Consider the following 24,422-nt stretch of genomic DNA (forward strand, 5'->3'; position numbering starts at 1 on the left):
AATGACTAGGAATCGTCATATCAATCATGATTATTAGTCTATACCACCTTTTTATAATTTATACACTCAGATAACATTACAATTATATTACAGTTTTGCTTTTAACAAGCTCGATAACTTCCTCAACTGTACCTTTTGTTAATGCTTCCTCAGCTAACTGGGCCATTTCTTTTTGATTAAGACCCTTTATTTGGCTTCTTGCTTTTAATATAGATGATGCACTCATAGAGAATTCATCTAAACCTAGCCCTAGTAAGAGTGGGATTGCTATCTCATCTCCAGCCATTTCACCACACATACCTGCCCATTTACCTTCACTATGTGCAGCATCAATTACCATTTTAACTAGTCGTAATATTGCCGGGTTATAAGGCTGGTACAGATAAGATACTTTTTCATTCATCCGGTCTGCAGCTAGTGTATATTGAATTAAATCATTTGTACCGATACTGAAAAAGTCCACCTCTTTAGCAAATTGATCTGCAATTACAGCTGTTGATGGTATTTCAACCATAATTCCAACTTCTATTTCTTCTGAAATCGCAACACCATTTGCCTTAAGTGATTCTTTCTCTTCTAATAATATTGCTTTAGCTGCTCGGAACTCATTTATAGTAGCAATCATTGGGAACATAATTTTTAAATTCCCATAAATGCTTGCTCTCAATAATGCTCGAAGCTGGGTTCTAAATAAATCCTGTTCTTCTAAGCAAAGTCTAATTGCTCTAAATCCTAAGAATGGGTTCATCTCTGTAGGCAGATTTAAGTAAGGTAGCTGTTTATCTCCACCAATATCCAGTGTGCGAACTACTACAGTTTTTTCTCCCATTTGTTCAAGGACCGTTTTATAAGCTTCAAATTGCTCATCTTCAGTAGGTAACTGATCCCTTTCCATGTAAAGAAACTCTGTCCTATAAAGACCGACACCTTCACCACCATTAGAAATTACCGACTCTACATCTTGTGGAGAACCTATATTAGCAACAAGTTCCACTTGTGTACCGTCTTTGGAAATAGATGGCTCGTCTTTCAACAATGCCCATTCTGACTTTTGCTTGATAAAATCTTGTTGCAGATTTTTATACTTTTCGATCGTTTCTGGTGATGGATTGATATATACTTCACCATTAATACCATCTACAATCACCATATCTCCATTGGCAATCGTTTGAGAAGCAGAATTTGTACCTACTACAGCCGGAATTTCCATCGAACGCGCCATAATCGCTGAATGAGATGTACGACCACCAATATCAGTCGTAAATCCTTTAACGAATTCTTTATTTAATTGAGCGGTATCTGATGGTGTTAGATCTGTAGCGATTATTACTACAGCCTCATTTATTAATCCTGGATTTGGGATTTCCACTCCTAAAAGATGAGCAAGTACACGCTTGGATACGTCTTTTATATCTGCTGCTCGTTCCCTCATATATTCATTATCCATTTGTTCAAACATTGTGATGAACATATCAGCAGTTTCTTTCAAAGCAATCTCTGCATTAACCATGTCTGAACTAATTTTACCTTCAATGGAAGATAACAATTCTGGATCGCTTAATACAAGCATGTGAGCATCAAATATTTGCGCTTTCTCTTCTCCAAGCTCATTTAATGCCTTTGTTCGAATTATTTCCAAGTCCGACTTTGCATGACTTACTGCAGTTTGAAATCGATCAATTTCATTTTTTGTATCTGAGATAGTTTTTTTCGTGATTGTAAAATCTGGTTCTACAAGACGGTATGCTTTTCCAATAGCAATACCACTAGATGCTGCTATCCCTTTTAAGTTTTTCATTAGTTTGCAAGTCCCTCTTTATTGAGTAATTCTTCAATTGCAGTCATTGCTTCTGCTTCATCATTGCCTTCTGCTGAAATTGATATTGTTGCATCTTTACCAATTCCAAGTGACATAACACCCATAATTGATTTTAAGTTAACTTTCTTACCTTTATATTCCAACTGAATATCTGATGAAAATCTACTAGCAGTTTGAACTAATAATGTAGCAGGTCTAGCATGAATACCAGTATCAGCGATAACAGTAAATTGTTTTTCTTGCATTTACTTCATCTCCTTATTAAGATTAATTTTTTACTTCTATACAAAATTAGCGAATTTTTGCCATTTCGTCAAACAAATCGAATGAAAAAAGCGTTTTATTATCAAAAATTTGTATGAGTTATGAAGAAATTATTTTTAATCCTTGCACTTTCAAACATATTAGTGCAAAATATGGTAAAAAAGCAAAGGGGGAAATTGTATGAGAGTCGCAGAAAGAGGAGATATTATTGAATTCAAGGATGGGCTAAAAGGAATCGTAGAAAAAATCAATGAGAATTCTGTTATTGTAGACTTGACTTATATGGAAAATTTTCGAGATTTGGATCTTACTGAAAAAACCGTTGTTAACCATAAAAATTATAAAATTATCAAGGAATCTATTAAAGCATAAATGCAAGCGCTTACGGATTCTATTGGTTTTTCTTATCATCACTCATGGCAGATTATTCATGAGTTAGTTATAATTATGAAAGACTAATAGAAAGGATATTGTAATGAATACACGCAATATAGACTGGAAATTACTAAGCGGAATAGTATTAGCATACATATTTATCTACTTTAGCTTTGATCATACACAAGTATTCTGGTATTTATATACTGCTAATATATTGTTTTTAGTTAGCTTCTCGATTCTTAACGAGAAACTAGATGAAACATCTATTTCATTAGAAAATCTTATCTGGGGGTTAATATCAGGTATTTTCCTATATGGTATTTTTTATATCGGAAGCTCATTCCTATCATTATTTCCATGGAATATTAATTATCATATTGAACGATTATATACTTTATTTAAAATGAAATGGATTTGGCATTACTTTGTACTAATACTTATTATTATTCCTGGAGAGGAAGTGTTTTGGCGAGGTTTTATACAGAAACGAATCAGTAGACATTTGACTCCATTCCGAGCAATTATGACTACTGCTCTATTAAACAGCCTCCCCTATTGTTTCACTGGTTACCCACTCCTTATAATCGCTGCTTTTTTTAGTGCTATTGTTTGGGGTTGGTTATACGTTTGGAAGCGAAATATCATGCTAGTAATCATATCGCATTTAATATTTGACGTATTACTAATCATTCTTTTTCCACTAAATTAAAAAATTAATGTGAATGGAATTAATTAACCAAACTTTTTCTTGAATTGTTTTTCAAGAGAGTTTGGTCTTTTTTTTAGCTCTGTTAAACTCTGTTGTTGATTTTCGCTCCTGTACACTCGCTTTCCGCGGGCACGGCCTCAGCTAACTTGGCAAAGAAAACCGCTTTGCCAAGTGGATCTTCGGCTCGTGCTGTTCCCGCAGGAGTCTCGTGTACATTCGCTACAATCAACTAAGTTGTTAACAACAATGAACTTTAACAGAGCCTTTTTTTTAAAAAAAATAAAATAAAAAAATGAAACTGAACGTAAATATCTCAGAACATTTGCTTGTCTCGGGCCACACGTTGCGGGTCAGGAAGGCGTTGCGAAGTACAAAGGACTTACTAGTGCAGGCGAAGCGACTGGACGTCGCTGTTTGAGCCTGCCCACAGGAAGATATGAAAATTAGCCTTCCTTTGAGTTCCAAACGCCTTTCGCTTTTCTAAGCCCGTGGAAAGCATCCGACTAGAGCGGAAAACAACTATACAATTTGTTTAATTTTCAAATGACTTTTTGACTTTAAAAAAGTATAGTGTTATTTATTGCTCTAATTTATCTATCTAATTAAGTTAACTTTATCCCTTCCACATTTCATTTTTTAACGGGCTTAAGCCATAGAAGTACTAGAAATATTAAACTTATATAACCAAAAGCCGGATATAACAAACTAAGCAATTTCCCATATTCTACTCTACTAATACCATATACAATCATGATAATTCCTAGATAAATAAATACACTCTTAACAGATATATATTTTTTTATTTGTTTTTCTAAACCATATAGATTGCCAATAAGGGATGTAAAAATTTCTCCATAGATTATGAATAAATAAACAACATAAATACTACTTATAGTGGACTTAACGATAACTGCCATCGGAATTTCAAATATCATTAGCTCAGGTAGTGACAATAATGTTACATGACTAGCAGCTAATATAACTGTTAGAAAAATCCCTCCTAGTATTCCACCACGCTTAACTATTTCTTTATCATTTACTTCCGTTGCGATAGGTACCAAAACAGCTTGTGCTAAAGTGAGATTAAATGCACTATAAGAAAAAGCAGACATAATTACTCTCCAACTAAATTGTTTATCGGATGTTAACCAAAAATTTTGTATAAAGTAATCATTTGTCAGAGTAACAATCAATAAAGTGATATTAAAAATAATTAGCATCGGTACAACAAATGTATTTACAGCAAAAATTCCTCTCACACCCATTGCCATAACTAATAATGCTAATGTAATAGTAATGATAGAACCGATTGATTTTGACAGATGTAATTGTTCCACAAATAATGCTTCTGCACCAGATAACATCACTGCACAAACACCAATTAGCATCAACATCGTAAAGATATTCATGATTTTAGCTAGTTTCTTTCCAAATAAATATTCATTGAATTCTTCATATGATTTTGCACGAATCTCTATTGAGATCGTCATAATCTTTGATCCTAGAAAGATAAATAAATAACCAACAAGTAATATACCTATAAATCCAGCGATTCCATACTGTGAAAAAAACTCAACAATTTCTTTTCCTGTAGCAAATCCCGCACCAATGACTGTTCCTACATAAACAGCAGCCACTTGAAAAGCGCCTGTCCATTTTTTCAAAGGTCTTCCCCTCTTCATTTTTATTCTCTTCTAACACCATATGTTTCATTTTAGAAAAATAACCAACTTTTTTTCTTGAAAGTCAAAAAAGGTCAGTGTATAATAAAATTACCAAAGGTCAAATTAAGTCAAACTTAATTGACTATCTTTTTTCACTAATTGGTCAAATATAGTCAAATACGGAGGATTGATATTTATGTTATGTAGTAAATGCAAACAGAATCATGCGAATATTCATCTCCACTTAAATATTAATGGTAAAAAGCAAACTCTACCTTTATGTTCAAGTTGTTATGCGATAGAAAAAAACAAAATAGGTTCTATTCCAAGTTCAAACTTTGGGTTCAGTGGATTTGACGATATATTTAATAAACTTGGATCCTCACCAATCAATAATACGACGCAAAAAAATGATAGCTCTACAAATAATGGCTTCTTAGACCAATTCGGAAAAAATCTGAACAACGCTGCAAAAGCTGGTCTCATTGATCCTGTAATTGGTCGAGATGAGGAAATAAAACGAGTAATCGAAATATTAAACCGTCGTAATAAAAATAACCCGGTGCTCATTGGAGAACCAGGAGTCGGAAAAACTGCGATTGCGGAAGGACTAGCATTAAAAATAATTGAAAAAGATGTCCCTGCAAAACTGTTGAACAAGCAAGTTTATATATTAGATGTAGCTTCATTAGTAGCAAACACTGGTATTCGAGGTCAGTTTGAAGAGAGAATGAAACAATTAATTTCAGAACTCCAGCAAAGAAAAAATGTCCTATTATTTATAGATGAAATACATCTTATTGTAGGTGCTGGATCTGCTGAAGGTTCAATGGATGCAGGAAATATACTAAAACCTGCTCTCGCAAGAGGAGAATTACAAGTAATTGGTGCAACAACATTAAAAGAATATAGACAAATTGAAAAAGATGCCGCACTTGAACGTCGATTCCAACCTGTTCAAGTAAATGAACCTTCTATTGAAAAAGCAATAGAAATACTAGAAGGACTAAAAGATAAATATGAAAACTTTCATCAAGTCACATATAGTAATGAAACAATACGTGCTTGTGTAGAGCTTTCCAATCGCTATATTCAAGATAGGTATTTGCCTGACAAAGCAATCGATTTAATGGATGAAGCTGGTTCAAAATTAAACCTTACTATTAAGACGCCTACTAAAGAAGAAGCACAACAACGTCTTTCGGAAATTGAAAAAGAAAAACAGAGTGCTTTGGCTGAAGAAAATTACGAATTAGCAGCTGAACTCCGTGATGAAGAGATGCAGTTAGAAAAAGAGTTAAGTGCTGATACAACAGACAAGATGATAGAAGTAACCATCGATCATATTCATGATATTATTGAATCAAAAACAGGTATTCCTGTAGGTAAACTTCAGTCGCAGGAACAGCAAAAAATGAAAAACCTAGAGGAAAATTTAGCGAAAAAGGTAATTGGACAAGAGGAAGCTGTCAAAAAAGTTGCAAAAGCAATTAGACGTAGTCGTGCAGGTCTAAAAGCTAAAAACAGACCAATTGGTAGTTTTCTCTTTGTAGGTCCAACTGGTGTTGGGAAAACAGAATTAACCAAAACCCTAGCTAGTGAATTATTTAGAACAGAAGATGCATTAATCCGACTTGATATGAGTGAATATATGGAAAAACATAGTGTATCGAAACTAATCGGGTCCCCTCCAGGTTATGTTGGACACGAAGAAGCAGGACAATTAACAGAAAGAGTAAGAAGAAATCCATATAGTATCATTCTTCTTGACGAAATAGAAAAGGCTCACCCAGATGTACAGCACATCTTTTTACAAATACTAGAAGATGGCCGTCTAACTGATAGTCAAGGAAGAGTTGTTAGTTTTAAAGATACGGTTATTATCATGACAAGTAATGCCGGAACTGGAATTCAAGAAATTACTGTAGGATTTGCTAATAGTACAGCAATTAAAGAGTCTAACATTCTTGATTCACTTGGATCATTCTTCAAACCAGAGTTTCTAAATCGTTTCGACAGCATTATTGAATTCAATAAATTAGAGAAACCTCATTTAGAAAAAATAGTTTCATTACTATTAACTGAATTGCAACATACTCTACAAGAACAAAATATAACGATAGAATTCTCAGATCATGTGATAGATAAAATTGTAGAGTTAGGATATCATCCTGAATTTGGAGCTAGACCATTGCGCAGGGTAATTCAAGAACAATTAGAAGATCAATTAGCGGATTATATACTAGATTATCCAGAAGAAAAAATATTCTCTGTTGATGTGATAGAGGATAACATATCAATAAAACCAAACACAGTAAATGTTTAAGTCAAATAAAAAAAGATTGCCTTTATGGCAATCTTTTTTTATCCGAGTTTTTTTACAGACAGACCTAACTTTTTCAGTAAGGTAATAGCAGTTTCAATTTCATCTGGTTCAAGGGCTGACATTAATTCATATATTCTTTTGGAATGTTCGGGGAAAAATTGTTCTATGAAGTTCTTACCCTTTTCTGTAACTTCCGCATAAATTACTCTACGATCTTCTGAACTCGCATTTCTTTTTACTAATTCTTTCTTTTCAAGCTTATCAACTACATACGTAATACTCCCACTCGCCAAGAGGATTTTACCACCTATTTGCTGAAGTGGTTGTTTGCCCTTATGATAAAGAAGCTCTAATACTGCAAATTCAGTTGGATTTAGACCTGATTTTTGAATATGTTTATTAACCTCTTCATTCACAGATCGATAAGCACGAGATAAAACAATAAAAAGCTTTAATGACTCTTCATATTCTTTAATCATCATATCAATCCCTCTACATTAATTACTCATAATCCAATATTAGCAGATTACTGAACTATTTGTAATATGTTGGGTAATGTTCCTAAAATAAATTTCAGCTTTTTATAGAAGGGTTTCTGCACCGTCAATATATATTTCTGAACCAGTAATATGACTAGAAGCATCAGATGCTAGAAAGTGGATTAAATTAGCAACTTGCTCTGGTTGTCCTGGAGCACCTTCTAACGGATGACTACCTTCTGGATATTCTACAGGGATTTGTACTTTTTTAAGCTTTTCTTGATCTGGGTGTGTGTTTTGACCAATGTTCGTTTCTATTGCACCGGGACAAATAATATTTACACGTATTTTGTAAGTAGCTAATTCTAGTGCTGCCATTTTTCCAAATGCCATTTGACCAGCTTTAGAGCTACTATAGGCAGACATCCCAATACCTGAGAACTTCCGATTACCATTAATGGAACTCGTAATAATAATGCTCCCTCCATCTTTCTTCATGTGAGGTATAGCATATTTTACTGTCAAAAAAGTGCTTTTTAAATTTGTTGAAATTGTATGATCCCATTCTTCAGGTGGAAAATCCTCAATCGGTGTAACTACACCATTTATACCAGCATTTGCAAAAACAATATCTAGTCGCCAAAATTCCTTTACAATTTCATTAATTCCATTATCGATACGTTTCGGGTCAGACAAGTCCACATCTACTACATGTGCTTGTCCCCCCATCCCTACTATTTCTTTCTTAACATGTTCTGCTCTTTCTTCTTTAATATCTAGTAATCCAATTGCTGCACCAGCTTTAGCTAGCCGAAGTGCAGAAGCTTTGCCTATACCAGATGATGCACCAGTAACAATTGCAACTTTATTCTTTAATGAAAAAATTTGTTCTTCCATATGTACCTCCAATAGAGTTTATTTGATAGTTTACCCTTTGAGATACATTCCATGCCTATATATATAACAGTAAACGATTACACGTACGTATATGTATAAATCATTTTGCAGTAAGAAGTAAGTGTTGTTGTTTACTAAAAATATTTGATACTGATTTGAGAGGTAAAGAAGATTTCTTCTTATTCGTAGGTGCTTGAAATAAATGATAGTATTCGTTTAATAATGCATCTAATTCCTGACTACATTTAATCGTCTCGGTTGCATTTAATCCATAAACTTCTCCTAAAATACACATTAATTCTCGCTTTTTTTGGATGCGAATTAAAAATCGCATTTGTTCCTTACTGCTGAAATGCATTCCTTTTCTCCCCCAATTATTTTCCTATTAATTCAACCTCGTAATTATCTCAACTCTCCTATCAAAAGTAAATAGATTCGCAAAATTAGACATTTTTCTTAAAAGAATTCACTATTCGTTAACAATTAGTCCGCATTTTATCAAAAAGATTAAAACTAACTGATGAAATTTCTAAATTATCGCCTTAATTAAGCAAAAATTTTAGTCCATATTTTCTATGGTAAGAAAAACCTATCTGCGTGCTTAATCAAATGTTACATATCTTTTCGTAGTGTTTCATTACTGTTTCACTTGAAAAGGAACTGTTGGAGAACAGTAATGTTATTCCTATATTTATGCGGGTAGAATGAAGTTATGGAGAGGTGATTACATGGCAAAAAGAGATTATTATTTTGATAATGCAAAGTTCATTTTGATATTTTTTGTTGTGTTCGGCCATTTACTTCAATCCTATATTGGTGCTGATACGTTTATCTTTATACTATATAAAATTATCTACACATTTCATATGCCGGCTTTCATATTAGTTTCAGGTTTTTTTGCAAAAGGATTTTACGAAAGAGGTTATATAAGTAAAATCGCTAAAAAGTTGATTCTCCCTTATATAATATTTCAGATAATATATTCTGTTTTTTATTATTTCTTATTTAGTGAGTCTATGTTAGAAATAGACATGTTAAATCCACATTGGTCGCTATGGTTTTTAGTAAGTTTATTTTGTTGGAATATCTTATTAATCCTTTTTAATAAATTAAAACCGCAACATGCGATAATCTTATCGATATTGATTGGTCTTGCAGTCGGATATGTGGACTTTATTTCTAATTACCTTAGTCTATCTAGAACATTCGTTTTCTTCCCTTTCTTCCTTATCGGCTATTATATGAAGAAGGAACATTTTCAATTGATCACAACAAAAAAAGCAAAGATAATTTCTGGAATGATCATTTTAATGGTAATCACTATCCTATTCTTTTTTCCAGAAATGAACGAAAAATGGTTTTTTGCTTCAAAACCGTATAGTGAATTCACTTCTATTGCAACAATTGGCTTAATAAAAAGAGTAGGAATTTACATGATGAACTTTATTATGATTATAGGATTTTTCGCATTTGTACCTAAAAACAAGCTTTTCTTTACTCGATTAGGAAAAAACACATTGTATGTTTATTTACTCCATGGTTTTATTGTCCGGACTTTTAGAGAAAGCAATATAGAGGAATATTTGAAGGATTCACAACCAATACTGCTTGTTCTGCTTTTTACCATTCTACTAACGATTTTCTTATCAAGTAAATTTGTAAAAAACACAACACAACCATTAATTGAAATGAATTGGGTTAGTAAAAAACACTTATTTAATCAATATAGACAATAGTTAGGAACAGTGTAAAAGCTGTTCTTTTTGTATGATTTTCTAGTCATTGTGATTTCCTATAAACTCTTGTAAAATAGATTAGATATATTAATAAAGGAGCACTTTGATCAATGAAAATTATTGCAAGTACACTGAACGCGAAATATATACATACTAACTTAGCAATACGGTACTTAAAAGCATATGCAGCACCTGATTTCGATGTAGAATTAGCCGAATATACTATAAAAGATCCTACTTTGAACATAGTTACTGATTTGTTCAATAAAAAGCCGGATGTAATAGGTTTTAGTTGTTATATTTGGAATATCGAAGAAACAATTAAGGTAATTGAAATTATCAAAAAGATAACACCAAATGTGAAAATTGTGTTAGGAGGACCCGAAGTCTCCTATGATGTCATTCATTGGTTAAATAGACTACCACAAGTGGATTGTATTGTTATGGGTGAGGGTGAAGCAACATTTAAAGAGCTTTTAGAACAATTTCATGGAGAAATGAATCTTGAAAATATCCAAGGTATTGCTTATATGAAGGACGGCAAGCCCATTATTAACACTGTTCGACAAAAAATTGATTTAAGAGAATCTCCCTCTCCTTTCCGCTTTAAGGAAGATATTCCTCATCTCTCCAAACGAGTTACATATATAGAAACTAGTCGAGGATGCCCATTTAGTTGTCAGTTTTGTTTATCATCGATTGAAGTTGGTGTTAGATATTTTAACCGTGAAAAGATTAAGGAAGATATTCGTTATTTAATGGCAAACGGGGCAAAAACAATTAAATTCGTTGACAGAACATTTAATATTAGTAGAAGCTATGCAATGGAAATGTTTCAATTCCTTATTGATGAACATCTCCCAGGTACAGTGTTCCAATTCGAAATCACTGGAGATATTATGCGACCAGAGGTTATCGAGTTTTTAAATAATGAAGCTCCTGCAGGACTATTTCGATTTGAAATTGGGGTTCAATCCACAAATGATTTAACAAATGAACTAGTGAAGCGGAGACAAAACTTCGAGAAATTAAAGAGAACCGTGACAATGGTGAAAGATGGCGGAAAAATTGCCCAGCATCTCGATTTAATTGCAGGTTTACCAGAAGAGGATTACCAATCATTCCGTAAAACATTTAACGATGTGTTTGAGCTTGGGCCAGAAGAATTACAGCTTGGCTTCCTAAAAATGTTGCGAGGTACTGGTCTAAGACTATCTGCAAAACAGTATGGATACACATATATGGACTATTCACCATATGAGATTCTAGGAAATAATGTCATTGATTTTAATGATATAGTTCGTATTAAGCAAGTAGAGGATGTCCTAGAAAAGTACTGGAATGCCCATAGAATGGATCACACTATTCAGTATTTAACTAGCTATTGCTTTGAAACACCATTCGATTTTTTCCAAGAATTTGGAACCTATTGGGATAACAAAGCATGGTCTAGAATTGGTCATCAATTAGAAGATTTATTCAAACGCCTAAATCAATTTCTACAAGAAGAAAAAATTCCAAATGCTGAAATTGCAGCTGGATTAATGAAATACGATTATTTAGTCAACCAACGCTACAAACCAAGAAAAGCATGGTGGATTGATATAATTGAAAGAAATGTAAGGTCTAAAACGTATCTAACAATTATCGACGACCCAAAAATTGTTGGCAATGGGTTCATTGATTTAAAATTGAATGAACGTGACCTATATAAGCATACACTAATCGAATCATTCCCATTTTGTATGAAATCATATCAAGAGCAAGGAATTATCGTACAAAAACCATCCCTAGCGTTAATTTACTTCGAGCCTACTACAGGTGACTCAACAATCTATCCAATTGTTAGAAATAGAAGTTGAAAAAACAGAGACTGGCACAAAGTAATATAGATGAAACTAAAAACCGAACTATCAACTCAAGATAGTTCGGTTTTTTTATGATAGGACTGTTTGAATATTGAATACGAAGTGTATTTCCAAAGCGGTATTTATAATAGCTCTTTTCTTAATTGTTCTGGAGACTTAGACGATAATAATCCAATAGGTACATCAAATACTGTTTTGGCACCAGCTTGTCCCATTTGATTCATCTTGAAAGCAGCTCTCGCATATGCAACTAAAACACTTGCAGTATATTCCGGATTGCTATCAAGTTTTAAGGAATACTCCACAATCTCTTTATTTCCTGCACCTGTTACTCCACTTCGAATGACGAAGCCACCATGCATCATTTTGGAATGATTATTTTTCAGTTCCTCTTCAGAAATAAAATTTACAACCGTCTCATAATCTGCAAAGTAGTTCGGCATTGTTTTAATTGTTTCTTCAATTTCACGAAGATCTGCTCCATCTTCAGCAACTACGTAGCACTCTCTTAAGTGCTTTTCCTTTGTTGTCAAAGTTGGATTTTCTCCATTTCTAACTCTATTAACTGCTTCTTCTATTGGAATTGTATATTGCACACCAGCTTTTACACCTGGTACTCGGCGAATAGCATCTGAATGACCTTGGCTTAAACCTTTTCCCCAAAAAGTATACGTTTCTCCTTCAGGAAGAATTGCTTCTCCAAGTAATCTATTCATAGAAAACATTCCGGGATCCCAACCGACGGATATGATACTAGTTTTCCCAGAATTTGTTGCTACCTTATCTATGGCTGCGAAGTATTCTGGAATTTTTGCATGTGTATCAAAACTATCTATCGTATTAAAAAATTGAGCAAACTCGGGTCCTTGTTCTGGTAAATCTGTTGCTGAACCACCACAAAGTATCATAACATCAATTTCTGCTTGATAATCTCTTGCTTCAGTAATCGGTAATACCTTAACAGATTTATCTTCTACCCCAACACTCTCTGGATCACGACGAGAGAATACAGCTACTAATTGCATATCTTCATTTTGCTTTATAGCAGCTTCTACACCTCGCCCTAAATTTCCGTATCCAGTGATACCAATTCTAATCTTCTTTTCCATATTATCCCCTCCTGTTGCAGAATAAAATATTACGTAAAATTTTATTATTTGTCAAATTACTAAAAAGTCTAATTTTAATTTAACCGATAATCACTCTCTCTTTTGGATAGTGGAAATCTGGTCGCTTTTCATTATCTGACATCGACAATAAAAAGGATAAAATACCAATTCTTCCAATGAACATTAATACAATTAAGACCAATTTTCCGAAAACTGTTAAGGAAGAGGTAATTCCCATGGAAGCTCCACATGTTCCAAACGCAGAAGCGACTTCAAATATGATAGAAATTAAACTTGCGTCCTCTGTTATCGATAAAATTAAGATAGATCCTCCTGCTAATATTACCGCTAATAACAAAACAACAAGAGATTTTAAAAGGTCGTCTTCATGTATTTCTCGTTGAAACACTTTTATTGATTTATGTCCACGTGCAAAATGAATTAAAAACAAAATATTTAATGCAAATGTTGTTGTTCTGATTCCTCCTCCTACAGAACTTGGAGAAGCACCAATAAACATTAATAGCGACATGAACAATATAGTTGGTGTAGATAAATCATTCACATTTAAGGTCAATAACCCGGCACTTCTCATCGTTGTTGATTGAAATAGCGCATAGAAAAAAGATTCATGCCATGACTTACCAACAAAGAAATGATTATATTCTAACAATACAATAAACAGAGTACCGATTATTAAAAGCAGAAAATATGTAGTTGTTGTAATCTTCGTAAACAAACTGAAACGAAATCTTAATTTGTTATCCTTATGAAGGATAAAATTTTTCACTTCAATCCATACTGGAAAACCGATTGCCCCTAGTACAATTAAAATAATAGTTATAAATTGAACAAAATAATCTTTAGCAAATGGTAATAATGATTCTCCACTTATATCAAAACCTGCATTTGTAGTTGCACTAACGGAAGCGAATAAACCTTGTAAAAATGCTTCTTGCCATGTTGGAAAGTATTTTAAATAATATGTACCAAGTATGATTGCACCAACTAATTGAATGATTAAAATTAAATACAATATTTGTTTTAATAAAGAAACTAGTCCAGACATATTAATTTGATTCTGATCGGTTTTTATTAATTGCCTTTGTTTCAATCCAATTTTCTTTCCGAGAATTAACCAGAAAAATGTACTGATTGTCATAATTCCTATTCCACCGATTTGTAAAACCAACATTAACAAAAATAGCCCTGTTGTACTAAATGTTTCTGAGACATTAATTGTTGTAAGACCAGTTACACTAACAGCACTAGCTGCGGTAAAAATCGCATCCATAAAAGTCCAATCTACATTTTCATTTCTGGCAAAGGGCAAACTTAAAATACATGCAGAGAAAGCTACCGTTAAAAAATAATATGAAACAAGAATTCTAAATGGAGTAAACTTTGTGAAACGCCTTTTTGCCTTCATAATAATACTATCTCCCTAAATTTATTAACCATGACTATATACTAAAGAAAAATGTATGTGATTAAAAGTTTTTTTTAATATTGAATGCTTTCTTTTACCAGTAATGGTTTTGGTCACAGCGTACATACTATTATTACAGCTTGTTAATAAAGTATTAGGAGGAAAATTATATGGCTAGACAAAGTAATAAATTGCTCGTTCCTGGAATTGAACAATACATGGACCAAGTGAAATATGAAATTGCCCAAGAATTCGGAGTAACTCTTGGATCTGATACAGTATCTCGTGCAAATGGATCAGTTGGTGGAGAAATTACTAAAAGATTAGTTCAACAAGCTCAAGCTCAATTAAAAGGTCAATAATAAAGAAGGAGCCTATTCCTTTATGGAAAAGCTCCTTCTTTATTTAATCTTTATTTAATACTGCATTAGAAACATATTCTTCTGTATGCAGTTGACTTCCCTTCTTTTTCGAAATCAGATATCCACCTACTGCAATTGCAATTAAAACTACCCAGAAGATTGTTTTCCAAGCTGCTGATTCCGGAAAATGTTCATCTAAGATTGATACATTTGGATGAGCTAAAGTGAAAACAGTTAGCTTAACCCCAACCCAACCGACAATTAAAAATGCTGCAGATTCTAATGTAGGATATTTTGCCAACAACTTAACAAAAGATGTTGCTGCGAAACGCATAATGATAACTCCGATTAAACCACCAAGTAGCATTACTGTAAACTGTCCACCGTCGATACCACCAACTTCAAACCATCCTGTTGGTTTTAATGTTACCGCTAAAGCTACTGCAGCTAACATAGAATCAATTGCAAAGGCAATATCCGCTACTTCTACTTTAAGTACTGTTACCCAGAAAGAACTCCCTTTTCTTTCTTTCGTTTCTGAATCTCCTTCTGCAGGTTTCCGCTTTTTCATAAAGTGGTGAGCTGCTAGGAATATTAAGTATGCCGCTCCAAGCGCTTGAATTTGCCAAACATTGACAAGAAAAGAAATTAAAAATAATGCAGCAAACCGGAATATGAAAGCACCGAACAATCCATAAAATAAGGCCTTTTTCTGCTTATCTGGTGGTAAATGCTTCACCATTACAGCCATAACAACGGCATTATCAGCTGCTAAAATTCCTTCTAACCCTACTAAGACAAGTAGGACCCATCCATATTCTAATAACATCGACATTTCCAAAAAAATTCCCCCTCTGTTTTACATTTCATACGGCAGAATTTTTTTGAAAAACAAAAAGACCTCTGCCGTACAAGGCAAAGGTCTTGCTAGACATTTTTAAATGCCAACAAAGCCGGTGAATTACTTCACGAAATGACGACTTTGTTTCAGGTGAATCTATATTCACCTAACGCTACTCCCCTTTGACTGAAAGTCAAATGTATTAATTTATAATTATTATAATAGATTCATAGTGGGCATGCAACTTTTTTTAACACTCGCATATATTAATTATTTACATTGTCGCTCCAACGTACTTTTCTTCGGTTCATTTTCCTTGTTTCTTTATCAAAGAGACTATACACAATAGGTATGATTAATAAAGTTAAAAAAGTACTACTAATTAATCCACCTATTACGGCAATTGCCATCGGCTGGTTCATTTCTGTACCTTCACCAATACCTAAGGATAAAGGAATCAAACCAAGAATTGTCGTAAGTGCCGTCATAAGAATTGGACGCGTTCTCACTTTTACAGATTCAATAATTGCCTCATAACTAGCTAATCCTTGTTCCTTTCGCTTGTTTATATAATCCACAAGCACGATTGCATTATTAACTACAATCCCAGCTAGCACGATAATGCCAATGAACACTGGTACACTAAGTTTTGTCTGTGTTATGAATAGTGCTACTCCAACCCCAATAGCAATTAGCGGAATAGTAAACATAATAACAAAGGGATATTTAAATGATTCAAATTGAGCTGCCATCACAATGTAGATGAAGATGATCGCCAATACAAGTGCCAAGATCATATCATTTATGGAATCATCTAACATTTCTATTTCACCGCTATATGTTATTTCCATACTATCTGGTAGCTTGAGCTGGTCAAATTCTTTCTCTATCAGTTCTCTCATCGCACCTAAATCAATTTGATTATCATAAATTAATGTAAATTGAATGGAATCTTGTTGGTTAATCCTTTGTATATTTAATGGTCCATTTCCAATTTCAATATCACTAATGTCTCCTAATTCAATATAATTCCGATCAGGCTTTCTTATTAAAAGTGTAGCTAATTTGTCTATTTCCCTAGTAACATCTTCATCATATTGCACGATAACGTCTAACACGTCTGATTCGTCTGTCATAATTTGAGAAGCATGTACACCTCTTGTAACATCATTAACAACCATCGCAATCTGCGCAGGATTTAATCCTGCTTCCATCGCTTTTTCACGATTGATCTTAATTTTTATTTCCTCTACGCTATCCTCTGTATTCGTATTAATATCTGTGACATGATCCAAATTGCTCAGGGAAAACATTATTTTTTCACTATATTCATCTAACAATGATTTATTTGTATCTTTTATATAAAATGTTAATGTTTGTGGTTCCAGACCTGAAGATGTTGGGATATTGAAATCAAGGTTTACATTTGTATTTATATCATGTACCGCCTTTTCTATTCGTGGTTGAATTTCATCTACAAACTCAAACAAGGATACTTCTCTTTTATCAAGCGGTTTTAATTTAATATACATTTCTGCAGTATTAGCCTTCCCTACACCTTGAAAACTTGACTCTTGTGTTGAGCCAACTAAACTAACGTAAGTATCTACAATTACCTCGGATTTTAATTGTTCCTCCATTATATTGATTACTTTTTCTGTTTCTGTTATTGCAACACCATTTTCTAGCTGTACACGAATACTAAAGAAGCCTTCATCTGTTGGAGGTAGGAATTGTACACCAACTGCACGTACAACATACATTCCTCCAACAAATAATAAGATCGCACTTACTAGCACAATAATGCGGTGTTTTAAAGACCAACGTAATGATCGTTCAAAGAAATTCATTTTTGCCCTTCTTCTAGAAACTTTATAATTTCCCCTTGGTTTTTTTATAAAGCGACTAGCTAACATAGGAATTACTGTTAGGGCTACAAATAACGATGCAAATAAACTAAAGGAAATAGTTAAGGCAAACTCTTTAAATAATTCACCTAACAATCCACTAATAAATACAACAGGTAAAAAAACAGCCACAGTTGTAAGTGTAGATGCTGTAATGGCTCCTGCAACTTCTTTCGTACCAACATGAGCAGCCTCTTTACTATTCTTACCTAATGAGAGATGGCGATTGATATTTTCTATTACGACGATGGCATTATCAACAAGCATCCCAATGCCAAGAGCTAATGCACCAAGTGTCATAATATTAAGAGCAAAATTAGCAAAGAACATTAAAACGAATGTCACTATGACGGAATAAGGAATAGCTATACCGACAATAAGAGGACTTTTCACATTTCGCAAAAACAGAAACAAGATAAGCATAGCAAAGACTCCTCCAAAAAGGAGAGATGTAGATATATTACTTATTGCAATTTGAATATAGTCTCCTTGATCAAATAATACATCAGCTTTAATATCCTTAAATTGATCCTGTTCTAATAAACGCTCCAACTCTTGTTGAAATTCTTTTGAAACTTCAGCGGTATTCGCATCTGTTTCTTGTAGGACGCTCAATAAAAGCGCAGGATTATCATTTGTTCGAGTGCTAGTGTATTGTTCCTGTTCTTGTTGTTTAATTGTTGCTACATCACTTAATAACACCTTATGTCCTGTCACTGGATTAATCGTAACAGGTAGATCTGCAATTTCTGCAACTGAATGTAATGCACTAACAATACGTGTTGTTAGTTGCTTTCCATCTGTTAACACTGTTTCACCAGGCAGTGAAATATTATTTGCTTGGATTATCGTTACGATATCAGATTGTGAAAGCCCATGTTGCTTTAATGCTTCTTGATCAATAATGACCATTATTTCTTCTACAAATTTACCGTTTACATTAATACTTGCAACACCATCTACCTTAGATAATTGTGTAATTAGTGTATCTGATATCTTATGTAAGTTTTGTTTGTCAACATTTTCTGTACTTAAAGATAATTGAATGATAGGAAACTGGGATGGATCAAACTTTAAAAAACTCGGCTGTGTAGCATCACTAGGTAAAGGAGTTTGATGAATTCTTTGTTGGACATCATTCTGAATATCATCTATGGATGTAGACCATGAAAATTCTAATAAAATAAAATTAGATCCTTCTTGTGATATGGAGTGAATGTTCTTGATACCTGGTAGTGTTGCTAAACTTGCCTCAAGCGGCTTCGTTAATTTTTCGAGCACTTCATCAGGACTGGCACCTGGATATGTAGCTACCACGACACCAACTGGAGGGTTTATTTCAGGTATTAGTTTAAATGGTAATTTAAATAAGGAAACACCCCCAAGGATGATTACTAAAACCATTGTTACAATTGTAAATACCGGACGCCTAATAGAAAATTTACTTAAGTCCAAAGAATGATTACTCCTTTCATCGTATCAAGTACTACCATAAAATTAGTATATCAATTAGAATGCCTCTTTCACATACTAGCAAAAGAGGCATCTTTATTTTATATTATTGATGTTCATCCATTGGATTAGTCAAAATTATTTCTGGATTTTTATCTTGAAACCATCTAAGAGCAAACTCATTCTCAAATAAGAATAATGGCTTATCATATCGATCTTTTACAAGTAAACTTCTTTGACTTGATAGGTTCTCATCAAATTTTTCGTTTTCTATCCATCTTGCTATCTTAGAGCCAATTGATTCCATAATAACATCTGAATTATATTCATTTTTCATTCGATGTTGAAATACTTCGAACTGAAGCTGACCAACAGCCCCTAAAATATAATCTTCCGTTCTATATGTTTTGTATAATTGGATTGCACCTTCCTGTACAAGTTGCTGCACGCCTTTATGAAAACTTTTTTGTTTCATCACATTTTTAGCAGTTACTCTTACAAACAATTCTGGAGTAAATTGAGGGAGTTTTTCATACTTAACATTCATCTTACCTTCAAAGATTGTGTCTCCAATTTGGTATGTTCCTGTATCATATAATCCTATAATATCTCCACTTACAGCAGAATTCACAGTACTTCTATCATCCGCAACAAACTGAGTTGATTGGGATAGTTTTATTTGCTTTCCCGTTCTTGCAAGAGTTATGTTCATACCTCTTTCAAATTGTCCTGAACAAATACGCACGAATGCAATTCTATCACGATGGGCAGGATTCATATTTGCTTGAATTTTAAAGATGAAGCCCGAAAAGCCTTCAGAAGCAGGATCAATGATGCCTTCATTTGCAACACGCGGTTGTGGAGCTGGAGCAAATTGCAAGTAAGTTTCAAGAAAGGTTTGAACACCAAAATTGGTTAAAGCACTACCAAAGAATACAGGTGATAGAGTCCCATTATTAATTTTCTCTACAGAAAATTCATTTCCTGCTTCATCAAGAAGCATTATTTCTTCTAATGCTTGCGTATATAGAGATGTTTCTTTAATTTTGTGATCTCCAATCACTTCTCCATTTTCATCTAGTGCTAAAAATCTTTCCTCTTCATTTACACGGAATTGCTCTATTCGTTTATTATGACGATCATATATTCCGTAAAATTCTTTTCCCATTCCGATTGGCCAATTCATTGGATATGATTCAATCCCTAATACTTCTTCTAATTCAGCTAACAATTCTAGTGGTGGTCGACCTTGACGATCAAGCTTATTAATAAAAGTGAAAATTGGAATTCCACGCATCCTGCAAACCTTAAATAACTTCAATGTTTGCTCCTCAATCCCTTTTGCGGAGTCGATTATCATCACCGCACTATCTACTGCCATTAATGTTCTATACGTATCTTCACTAAAATCTTGGTGCCCAGGGGTATCAAGTATATTTATACGAAATCCATCGTAATCAAATTGCATCACTGATGAAGTTACAGATATACCACGTTGTTTCTCAATTTCCATCCAGTCAGATGTTGCAAATTTACCGGATTTTTTCCCTTTTACGGTTCCGGTATCACGGATTGCGCCACCAAAATAAAGTAGTTTTTCCGTCATTGTTGTTTTACCGGCATCCGGATGAGAAATTATCGCAAAAGTTTTTCTTGACTCTACTTCTGCTTTCAATGTTTTTGCCATATACATATTCCTTCCGTTTATAAGTCTTTTCCTATCATAATTCCTCCACTATTGAAATTCAATCATTAAAACAAAAACAAACCTTAATCAAAATATTTCGACTAAGGTTTGATCATTTTATATTGTTGTAATGGGTGATAATACATATGCATATAATAATTTTTCTGTATTCATTAACGACGTTTCATGTGTTCTTTCAAATGCATGTGATGCTTCAATGCCAGGCCCAACCAAACCATGGACGATGTCATGACCTGATCGTATAGCTGCTGATGCATCTGAACCATAATAAGGATATATATCAACTTTATAATCAATATTATGTTGTTTGGCTAAATTAACTAGATGTTTCCGTAAGCCAAGATGATATGGTCCACTAGAGTCTTTTGCACAAATAGAAACTGTATATTCATCTGAAGCTTGGCCGTCACCTAAAGCGCCCATATCAACAGCCAAGTATTCAACTGTTTCAGGGCTAATATTTGAGTTCCCGCCATATCCAATTTCTTCATTATTAGAAATAAGAAAATGTGTTGTATATGGAAGCTTAATTCCTTCCTCCGAGATTTGTTTGATTAAACGTAATAAAATGGCAGTACTTGCTTTATCATCTAAATGACGTGATTTTATGTAGCCACTTTTCGTAATTTGAACGCGTGGATCAAAGGAAACAAAATCACCAACATTGATACCTAATTTTCTCGTTTCTTCTTCACTATTTGTAAGCTCATCAATACGTACTTCTATATTGTCTTCGTTTCTTTTTGCATCCCCTGCATCCTTATATACATGAACAGATGTCTGCTTCATTAAAATAGTCCCTGTATAAACTTTTCCTGATTCTGTTTCAATTTCACAATATTCACCTTCAACCGAATTCCAGCGGTAGCCGCCAATCATGGAAAGTTTCAAACGTCCATTTGCTTTAATTTCCTTAACCATAGCACCTAACGTATCGACATGAGCCGTTAACATCCGATGCTGTTGATCATTTTCTCCAGGTACTGTGATTAGTAAGCCACCTTTTCGATTTCGCTTCATTTCTATTTTCGAGTTAGCTAAATATTGCTCACAAAAATCGATAACTCTTTTTGTATTTCCCGAGGGACTTGGTATAGAAACGAGTTCTTTAATTAATTGCATAGTTTCATTTACATTAATATTTGTATTCATTTTCTTAGCTCCTAACTGTTCCTATCTAGTTGTTGGAATTGATTAATTCAATAAAGCGAGCAATATATTCCTCATTCTTTGTTGTAATCGGAATACATAGTATTTTATCTGATTCAGGCAAAATTTCATCAAATAAATTAATTGCAGATACTTTGATACCTACTACATCATTAGTATCATGCTTTGAATAAATAACTTCTTCATCGGAAAATGTAAGTTCCTTTAAGCCACTCATTTCGAGAAAAGAATGAACTTGTTTCTCTTCGTTCATTTGCTGAAAGACTTCTTCATCAATAATATAGAAGTCAATCATACCAGCAGCCATTTGAGCTGTTAACTTTTGTAAATCTATTCCTACTTGCATATTTGCATCGTTGCCAGAAGATTGTAATGTTTGAATAAATACACGAGAATCATCTTGCTCATCTTCAGATAATAGTGCTTTATTTACTTTTTCTTCAAACTGTTGAACTGCATCTGGGAATATTAATTCATTCGTAATTACGATATTTAATACATCCTCCTTTTTGGATGTTGCATCATAAATAATGTAGGAGAGAACTGCAATTACTATTATCCCAATAATGAAATGATAACGATAATAATCCCAAATATATTTCATCTTATCTTTTGTACTTAATGGTGCTAATATTTCTCTTAGCGGCTTTTTCAAAAATCTTCACTCCACTTTCCAAGCAATATGAATATTCTTTATAATTTATATTTTACAATACAATCTATTTCTTTTCTATTTAAGTTTCTTCATTTTTAAAAAAGAAAGAGATTAAGCATTGATATGTGATTCGCGATACCATAAATCTTTGTGTTTCCTCTCGAAAGGCCATCAAATATGGAGAAACAATCGCTGCTAAATCCAAGTATTTCGCTGTAAATAATCATAAACTGCAATGTCATGGCATTGTAAGTTTTTTAATAGAAATCTATTGCATATTTCCGAAAATTATAATAGAATAATGAAAATTGGACCAATAAATTAATACGTAATCTTATCAAGAGAGGCGGAGGGAATTGGCCCTAAGATGTCTCAGCAACCGGTCATATTGGCAAAGGTGCTAATTCCAATAGGCAGAAATATGCCTAAAAGATAAGAAGAATGACTCAATCAAATGGATCTTCTTCTTATAGAAGGTCCATTTTTTTTATAACTTCATTTTAAAAGGGCTGATAAACATGACGAAAAAAATAGAAACTAGATTAGTTCAGTTAGGTAATAAAAGTGATCCTAAAACAGGTGCAGTGAGTACACCTATCTATTTATCTACCGCTTATCAACATGAGGGGCTAGGTAAATCTACTGGTTATGATTATTCACGTACCAAAAATCCTACACGCGCTATTTTAGAAGAAGGAATTGCTAATCTAGAGGGTGGAGATGCAGGTTTTGCATGTAGCACTGGCATGGCAGCTATTCAATTAGTTTTATCATTGTTTCGCTCTGGAGATGAATTAATTGTACCTGATGATATTTATGGTGGCACTTACCGTTTATTAAAGCAATACGTAGAGATGTACAATATAAAAACAACTTATACAGAATTTAAAGATGTTCGGGAAACAGAACAACTCATTACGAATAAAACGAAAGCTCTTTTTATTGAAACACCAACAAACCCTTTAATGCAGGAAATTGATATACAGGAATACGCTGAACTTGCTAACCGTCATCAATTATTATTGATTGTGGATAATACATTCTTAACTCCATATTTCCAACAACCAATCACTTTAGGTGCTGATATCGTAATTCATAGTGGAACAAAATATATCGGTGGCCACAATGATGTTCTAGCAGGTATTGTTGTTGCAAAAGGGCAAGAGCTTTGTGATAAATTAGCTACTAACCATAATGCGATTGGAGCAACTCTCTCCCCATCAGACTGTTGGTTATTAATAAGAGGACTTAAGACACTACATTTACGTATGAAACAACATGACTACAATGCAAAAAAAATTGTAGAGTATTTAGAACAAGAACCTTTAGTAACAGATGTCCTATACGCTGGTAAAGGTGGAATGGTATCTTTCCGTCTAGCAAAGAGCGAATGGATAGCTCCGTTCCTTGAAAATCTGCAATTAATTACCTTTGCAGAAAGCCTAGGTGGTGTGGAAAGCTTTATTACCTATCCTTCTACTCAAACACACGCTGATATTCCAGAAGAAGATCGAAACCGACGTGGTGTTGATAATCGTTTATTAAGGTTTTCTGTTGGTGTGGAAGAAGTAGAGGATTTAATTGCTGATTTACAACAAGTCTTTACATTATTAAGTAAAGAAGTACACCAAAGCTTATAATAGTAAAAT

General features: G+C 33.6%; 20 protein-coding genes and 2 riboswitches. Of the genes, 7 read left to right on the forward strand and 13 right to left on the reverse strand.

The window, feature by feature from the left end:
• Positions 1 to 82 precede the first annotated feature (82 nt).
• Entirely contained in the window at positions 83 to 1,798 is a 1,716-nt protein-coding gene (gene ptsP, locus ACFPM4_RS04070) for a phosphoenolpyruvate--protein phosphotransferase (RefSeq protein ID WP_382347939.1), read from the reverse strand.
• The gene (locus ACFPM4_RS04075; RefSeq protein WP_144922250.1) at positions 1,798 to 2,064 is read right to left on the reverse strand and encodes a phosphocarrier protein HPr; all 267 of its coding nucleotides are present in this window, start codon (positions 2,062 to 2,064) and stop codon (positions 1,798 to 1,800) included. The genes ptsP and ACFPM4_RS04075 overlap by 1 nt, the downstream gene beginning before the upstream one ends.
• Before the next feature lie 199 nt (positions 2,065 to 2,263).
• Here ACFPM4_RS04075 and ACFPM4_RS04080 point away from each other — a divergent pair, with 199 nt between their 5' ends.
• Positions 2,264 to 2,455: a YkvS family protein gene (locus ACFPM4_RS04080; RefSeq protein WP_144922253.1), complete on the forward strand. Its 192-nt coding sequence runs from the start codon at positions 2,264 to 2,266 to the stop codon at positions 2,453 to 2,455.
• 103 nt (positions 2,456 to 2,558) lie between these two features.
• Positions 2,559 to 3,170 (forward strand): CPBP family intramembrane glutamic endopeptidase, encoded by a 612-nt coding sequence (locus ACFPM4_RS04085; RefSeq protein WP_144922256.1) that lies wholly within the window; start codon positions 2,559 to 2,561, stop codon positions 3,168 to 3,170.
• 629 nt (positions 3,171 to 3,799) lie between these two features.
• Here the strand turns inward: ACFPM4_RS04085 and ACFPM4_RS04090 are convergent.
• Entirely contained in the window at positions 3,800 to 4,834 is a 1,035-nt protein-coding gene (locus ACFPM4_RS04090; RefSeq protein WP_382347943.1) for a YkvI family membrane protein, read from the reverse strand.
• A gap of 196 nt (positions 4,835 to 5,030) precedes the next feature.
• Between ACFPM4_RS04090 and ACFPM4_RS04095 the strand changes: the two genes are divergently transcribed.
• On the forward strand, positions 5,031 to 7,160 hold the full coding sequence (locus ACFPM4_RS04095; RefSeq protein ID WP_382347946.1) for an ATP-dependent Clp protease ATP-binding subunit: 2,130 nt from the start codon (positions 5,031 to 5,033) through the stop codon (positions 7,158 to 7,160).
• Between the two features lie 38 nt (positions 7,161 to 7,198).
• Here the strand turns inward: ACFPM4_RS04095 and ACFPM4_RS04100 are convergent, their stop codons facing one another.
• The 3 genes from ACFPM4_RS04100 to ACFPM4_RS04110 all read right to left on the reverse strand — a co-directional run bounded on the left by ACFPM4_RS04100 (position 7,199) and on the right by ACFPM4_RS04110 (position 8,894).
• Positions 7,199 to 7,642, reverse strand: coding sequence for a MarR family winged helix-turn-helix transcriptional regulator (locus tag ACFPM4_RS04100; RefSeq protein WP_144922266.1), 444 nt, complete (start codon positions 7,640 to 7,642; stop codon positions 7,199 to 7,201).
• Positions 7,643 to 7,741: 99 nt separating this feature from the next.
• Positions 7,742 to 8,536 carry an SDR family oxidoreductase gene (locus ACFPM4_RS04105; protein WP_382347949.1) on the reverse strand — a complete coding sequence of 265 codons (795 nt, stop codon included), beginning with the start codon at positions 8,534 to 8,536 and terminating at the stop codon, positions 7,742 to 7,744.
• Positions 8,537 to 8,636: 100 nt separating this feature from the next.
• Positions 8,637 to 8,894, reverse strand: a complete 258-nt coding sequence (locus tag ACFPM4_RS04110) for an aspartyl-phosphate phosphatase Spo0E family protein (RefSeq protein WP_144922272.1) — start codon at positions 8,892 to 8,894, stop codon at positions 8,637 to 8,639.
• A gap of 346 nt (positions 8,895 to 9,240) precedes the next feature.
• Between ACFPM4_RS04110 and ACFPM4_RS04115 the strand changes: the two genes are divergently transcribed.
• Both ACFPM4_RS04115 and ACFPM4_RS04120 read left to right on the forward strand, forming a co-directional pair.
• On the forward strand, positions 9,241 to 10,272 hold the full coding sequence (locus tag ACFPM4_RS04115) for an acyltransferase family protein (protein ID WP_382347952.1): 1,032 nt from the start codon (positions 9,241 to 9,243) through the stop codon (positions 10,270 to 10,272).
• Between the two features lie 110 nt (positions 10,273 to 10,382).
• On the forward strand, positions 10,383 to 12,134 hold the full coding sequence (locus ACFPM4_RS04120) for a B12-binding domain-containing radical SAM protein (RefSeq protein WP_382347955.1): 1,752 nt from the start codon (positions 10,383 to 10,385) through the stop codon (positions 12,132 to 12,134).
• 128 nt (positions 12,135 to 12,262) lie between these two features.
• Here the strand turns inward: ACFPM4_RS04120 and ACFPM4_RS04125 are convergent, their stop codons facing one another.
• Together ACFPM4_RS04125 and ACFPM4_RS04130 are read right to left on the reverse strand one after the other, a co-directional pair.
• A complete protein-coding gene (locus ACFPM4_RS04125; RefSeq protein WP_144922281.1) occupies positions 12,263 to 13,249 on the reverse strand; it encodes a diaminopimelate dehydrogenase in 987 nt (328 codons plus the stop codon).
• A gap of 79 nt (positions 13,250 to 13,328) precedes the next feature.
• Complete coding sequence (locus ACFPM4_RS04130) at positions 13,329 to 14,678, reverse strand: TrkH family potassium uptake protein (RefSeq protein WP_144922285.1); 1,350 nt, start codon at positions 14,676 to 14,678, stop codon at positions 13,329 to 13,331.
• Between the two features lie 170 nt (positions 14,679 to 14,848).
• Here ACFPM4_RS04130 and ACFPM4_RS04135 point away from each other — a divergent pair, with 170 nt between their 5' ends.
• Positions 14,849 to 15,040, forward strand: a complete 192-nt coding sequence (locus tag ACFPM4_RS04135; protein WP_144922288.1) for a small, acid-soluble spore protein, alpha/beta type — start codon at positions 14,849 to 14,851, stop codon at positions 15,038 to 15,040.
• A 43-nt stretch (positions 15,041 to 15,083) separates the two neighbouring features.
• Here the strand turns inward: ACFPM4_RS04135 and ACFPM4_RS04140 are convergent, their stop codons facing one another.
• The 5 genes from ACFPM4_RS04140 to ACFPM4_RS04160 form a co-directional block, all read right to left on the reverse strand.
• Entirely contained in the window at positions 15,084 to 15,881 is a 798-nt protein-coding gene (locus ACFPM4_RS04140) for a TerC family protein (protein WP_144922290.1), read from the reverse strand.
• Between the two features lie 31 nt (positions 15,882 to 15,912).
• Positions 15,913 to 16,074, reverse strand: a riboswitch (yybP-ykoY riboswitch).
• Positions 16,075 to 16,147: 73 nt separating this feature from the next.
• Entirely contained in the window at positions 16,148 to 19,243 is a 3,096-nt protein-coding gene (locus tag ACFPM4_RS04145) for an efflux RND transporter permease subunit (protein ID WP_382347960.1), read from the reverse strand.
• Positions 19,244 to 19,346: 103 nt separating this feature from the next.
• A complete protein-coding gene (locus tag ACFPM4_RS04150; protein WP_382347963.1) occupies positions 19,347 to 20,927 on the reverse strand; it encodes a peptide chain release factor 3 in 1,581 nt (526 codons plus the stop codon).
• Positions 20,928 to 21,044: 117 nt separating this feature from the next.
• A complete protein-coding gene (locus ACFPM4_RS04155) occupies positions 21,045 to 22,100 on the reverse strand; it encodes a M42 family metallopeptidase (RefSeq protein WP_382347966.1) in 1,056 nt (351 codons plus the stop codon).
• 25 nt (positions 22,101 to 22,125) lie between these two features.
• A complete protein-coding gene (locus ACFPM4_RS04160; protein WP_144922302.1) occupies positions 22,126 to 22,773 on the reverse strand; it encodes a hypothetical protein in 648 nt (215 codons plus the stop codon).
• Positions 22,774 to 23,104: 331 nt separating this feature from the next.
• Positions 23,105 to 23,212, forward strand: a riboswitch (SAM riboswitch).
• Between the two features lie 79 nt (positions 23,213 to 23,291).
• Here ACFPM4_RS04160 and ACFPM4_RS04165 point away from each other — a divergent pair.
• Positions 23,292 to 24,413 (forward strand): methionine biosynthesis PLP-dependent protein, encoded by a 1,122-nt coding sequence (locus ACFPM4_RS04165; RefSeq protein WP_382347969.1) that lies wholly within the window; start codon positions 23,292 to 23,294, stop codon positions 24,411 to 24,413.
• Positions 24,414 to 24,422: the final 9 nt, after the last annotated feature.

Origin of the sequence: Lederbergia graminis, assembly GCF_042655485.1 — a bacterium.
Lineage (GTDB): Bacteria > Bacillota > Bacilli > Bacillales > Bacillaceae_C > Lederbergia > Lederbergia graminis.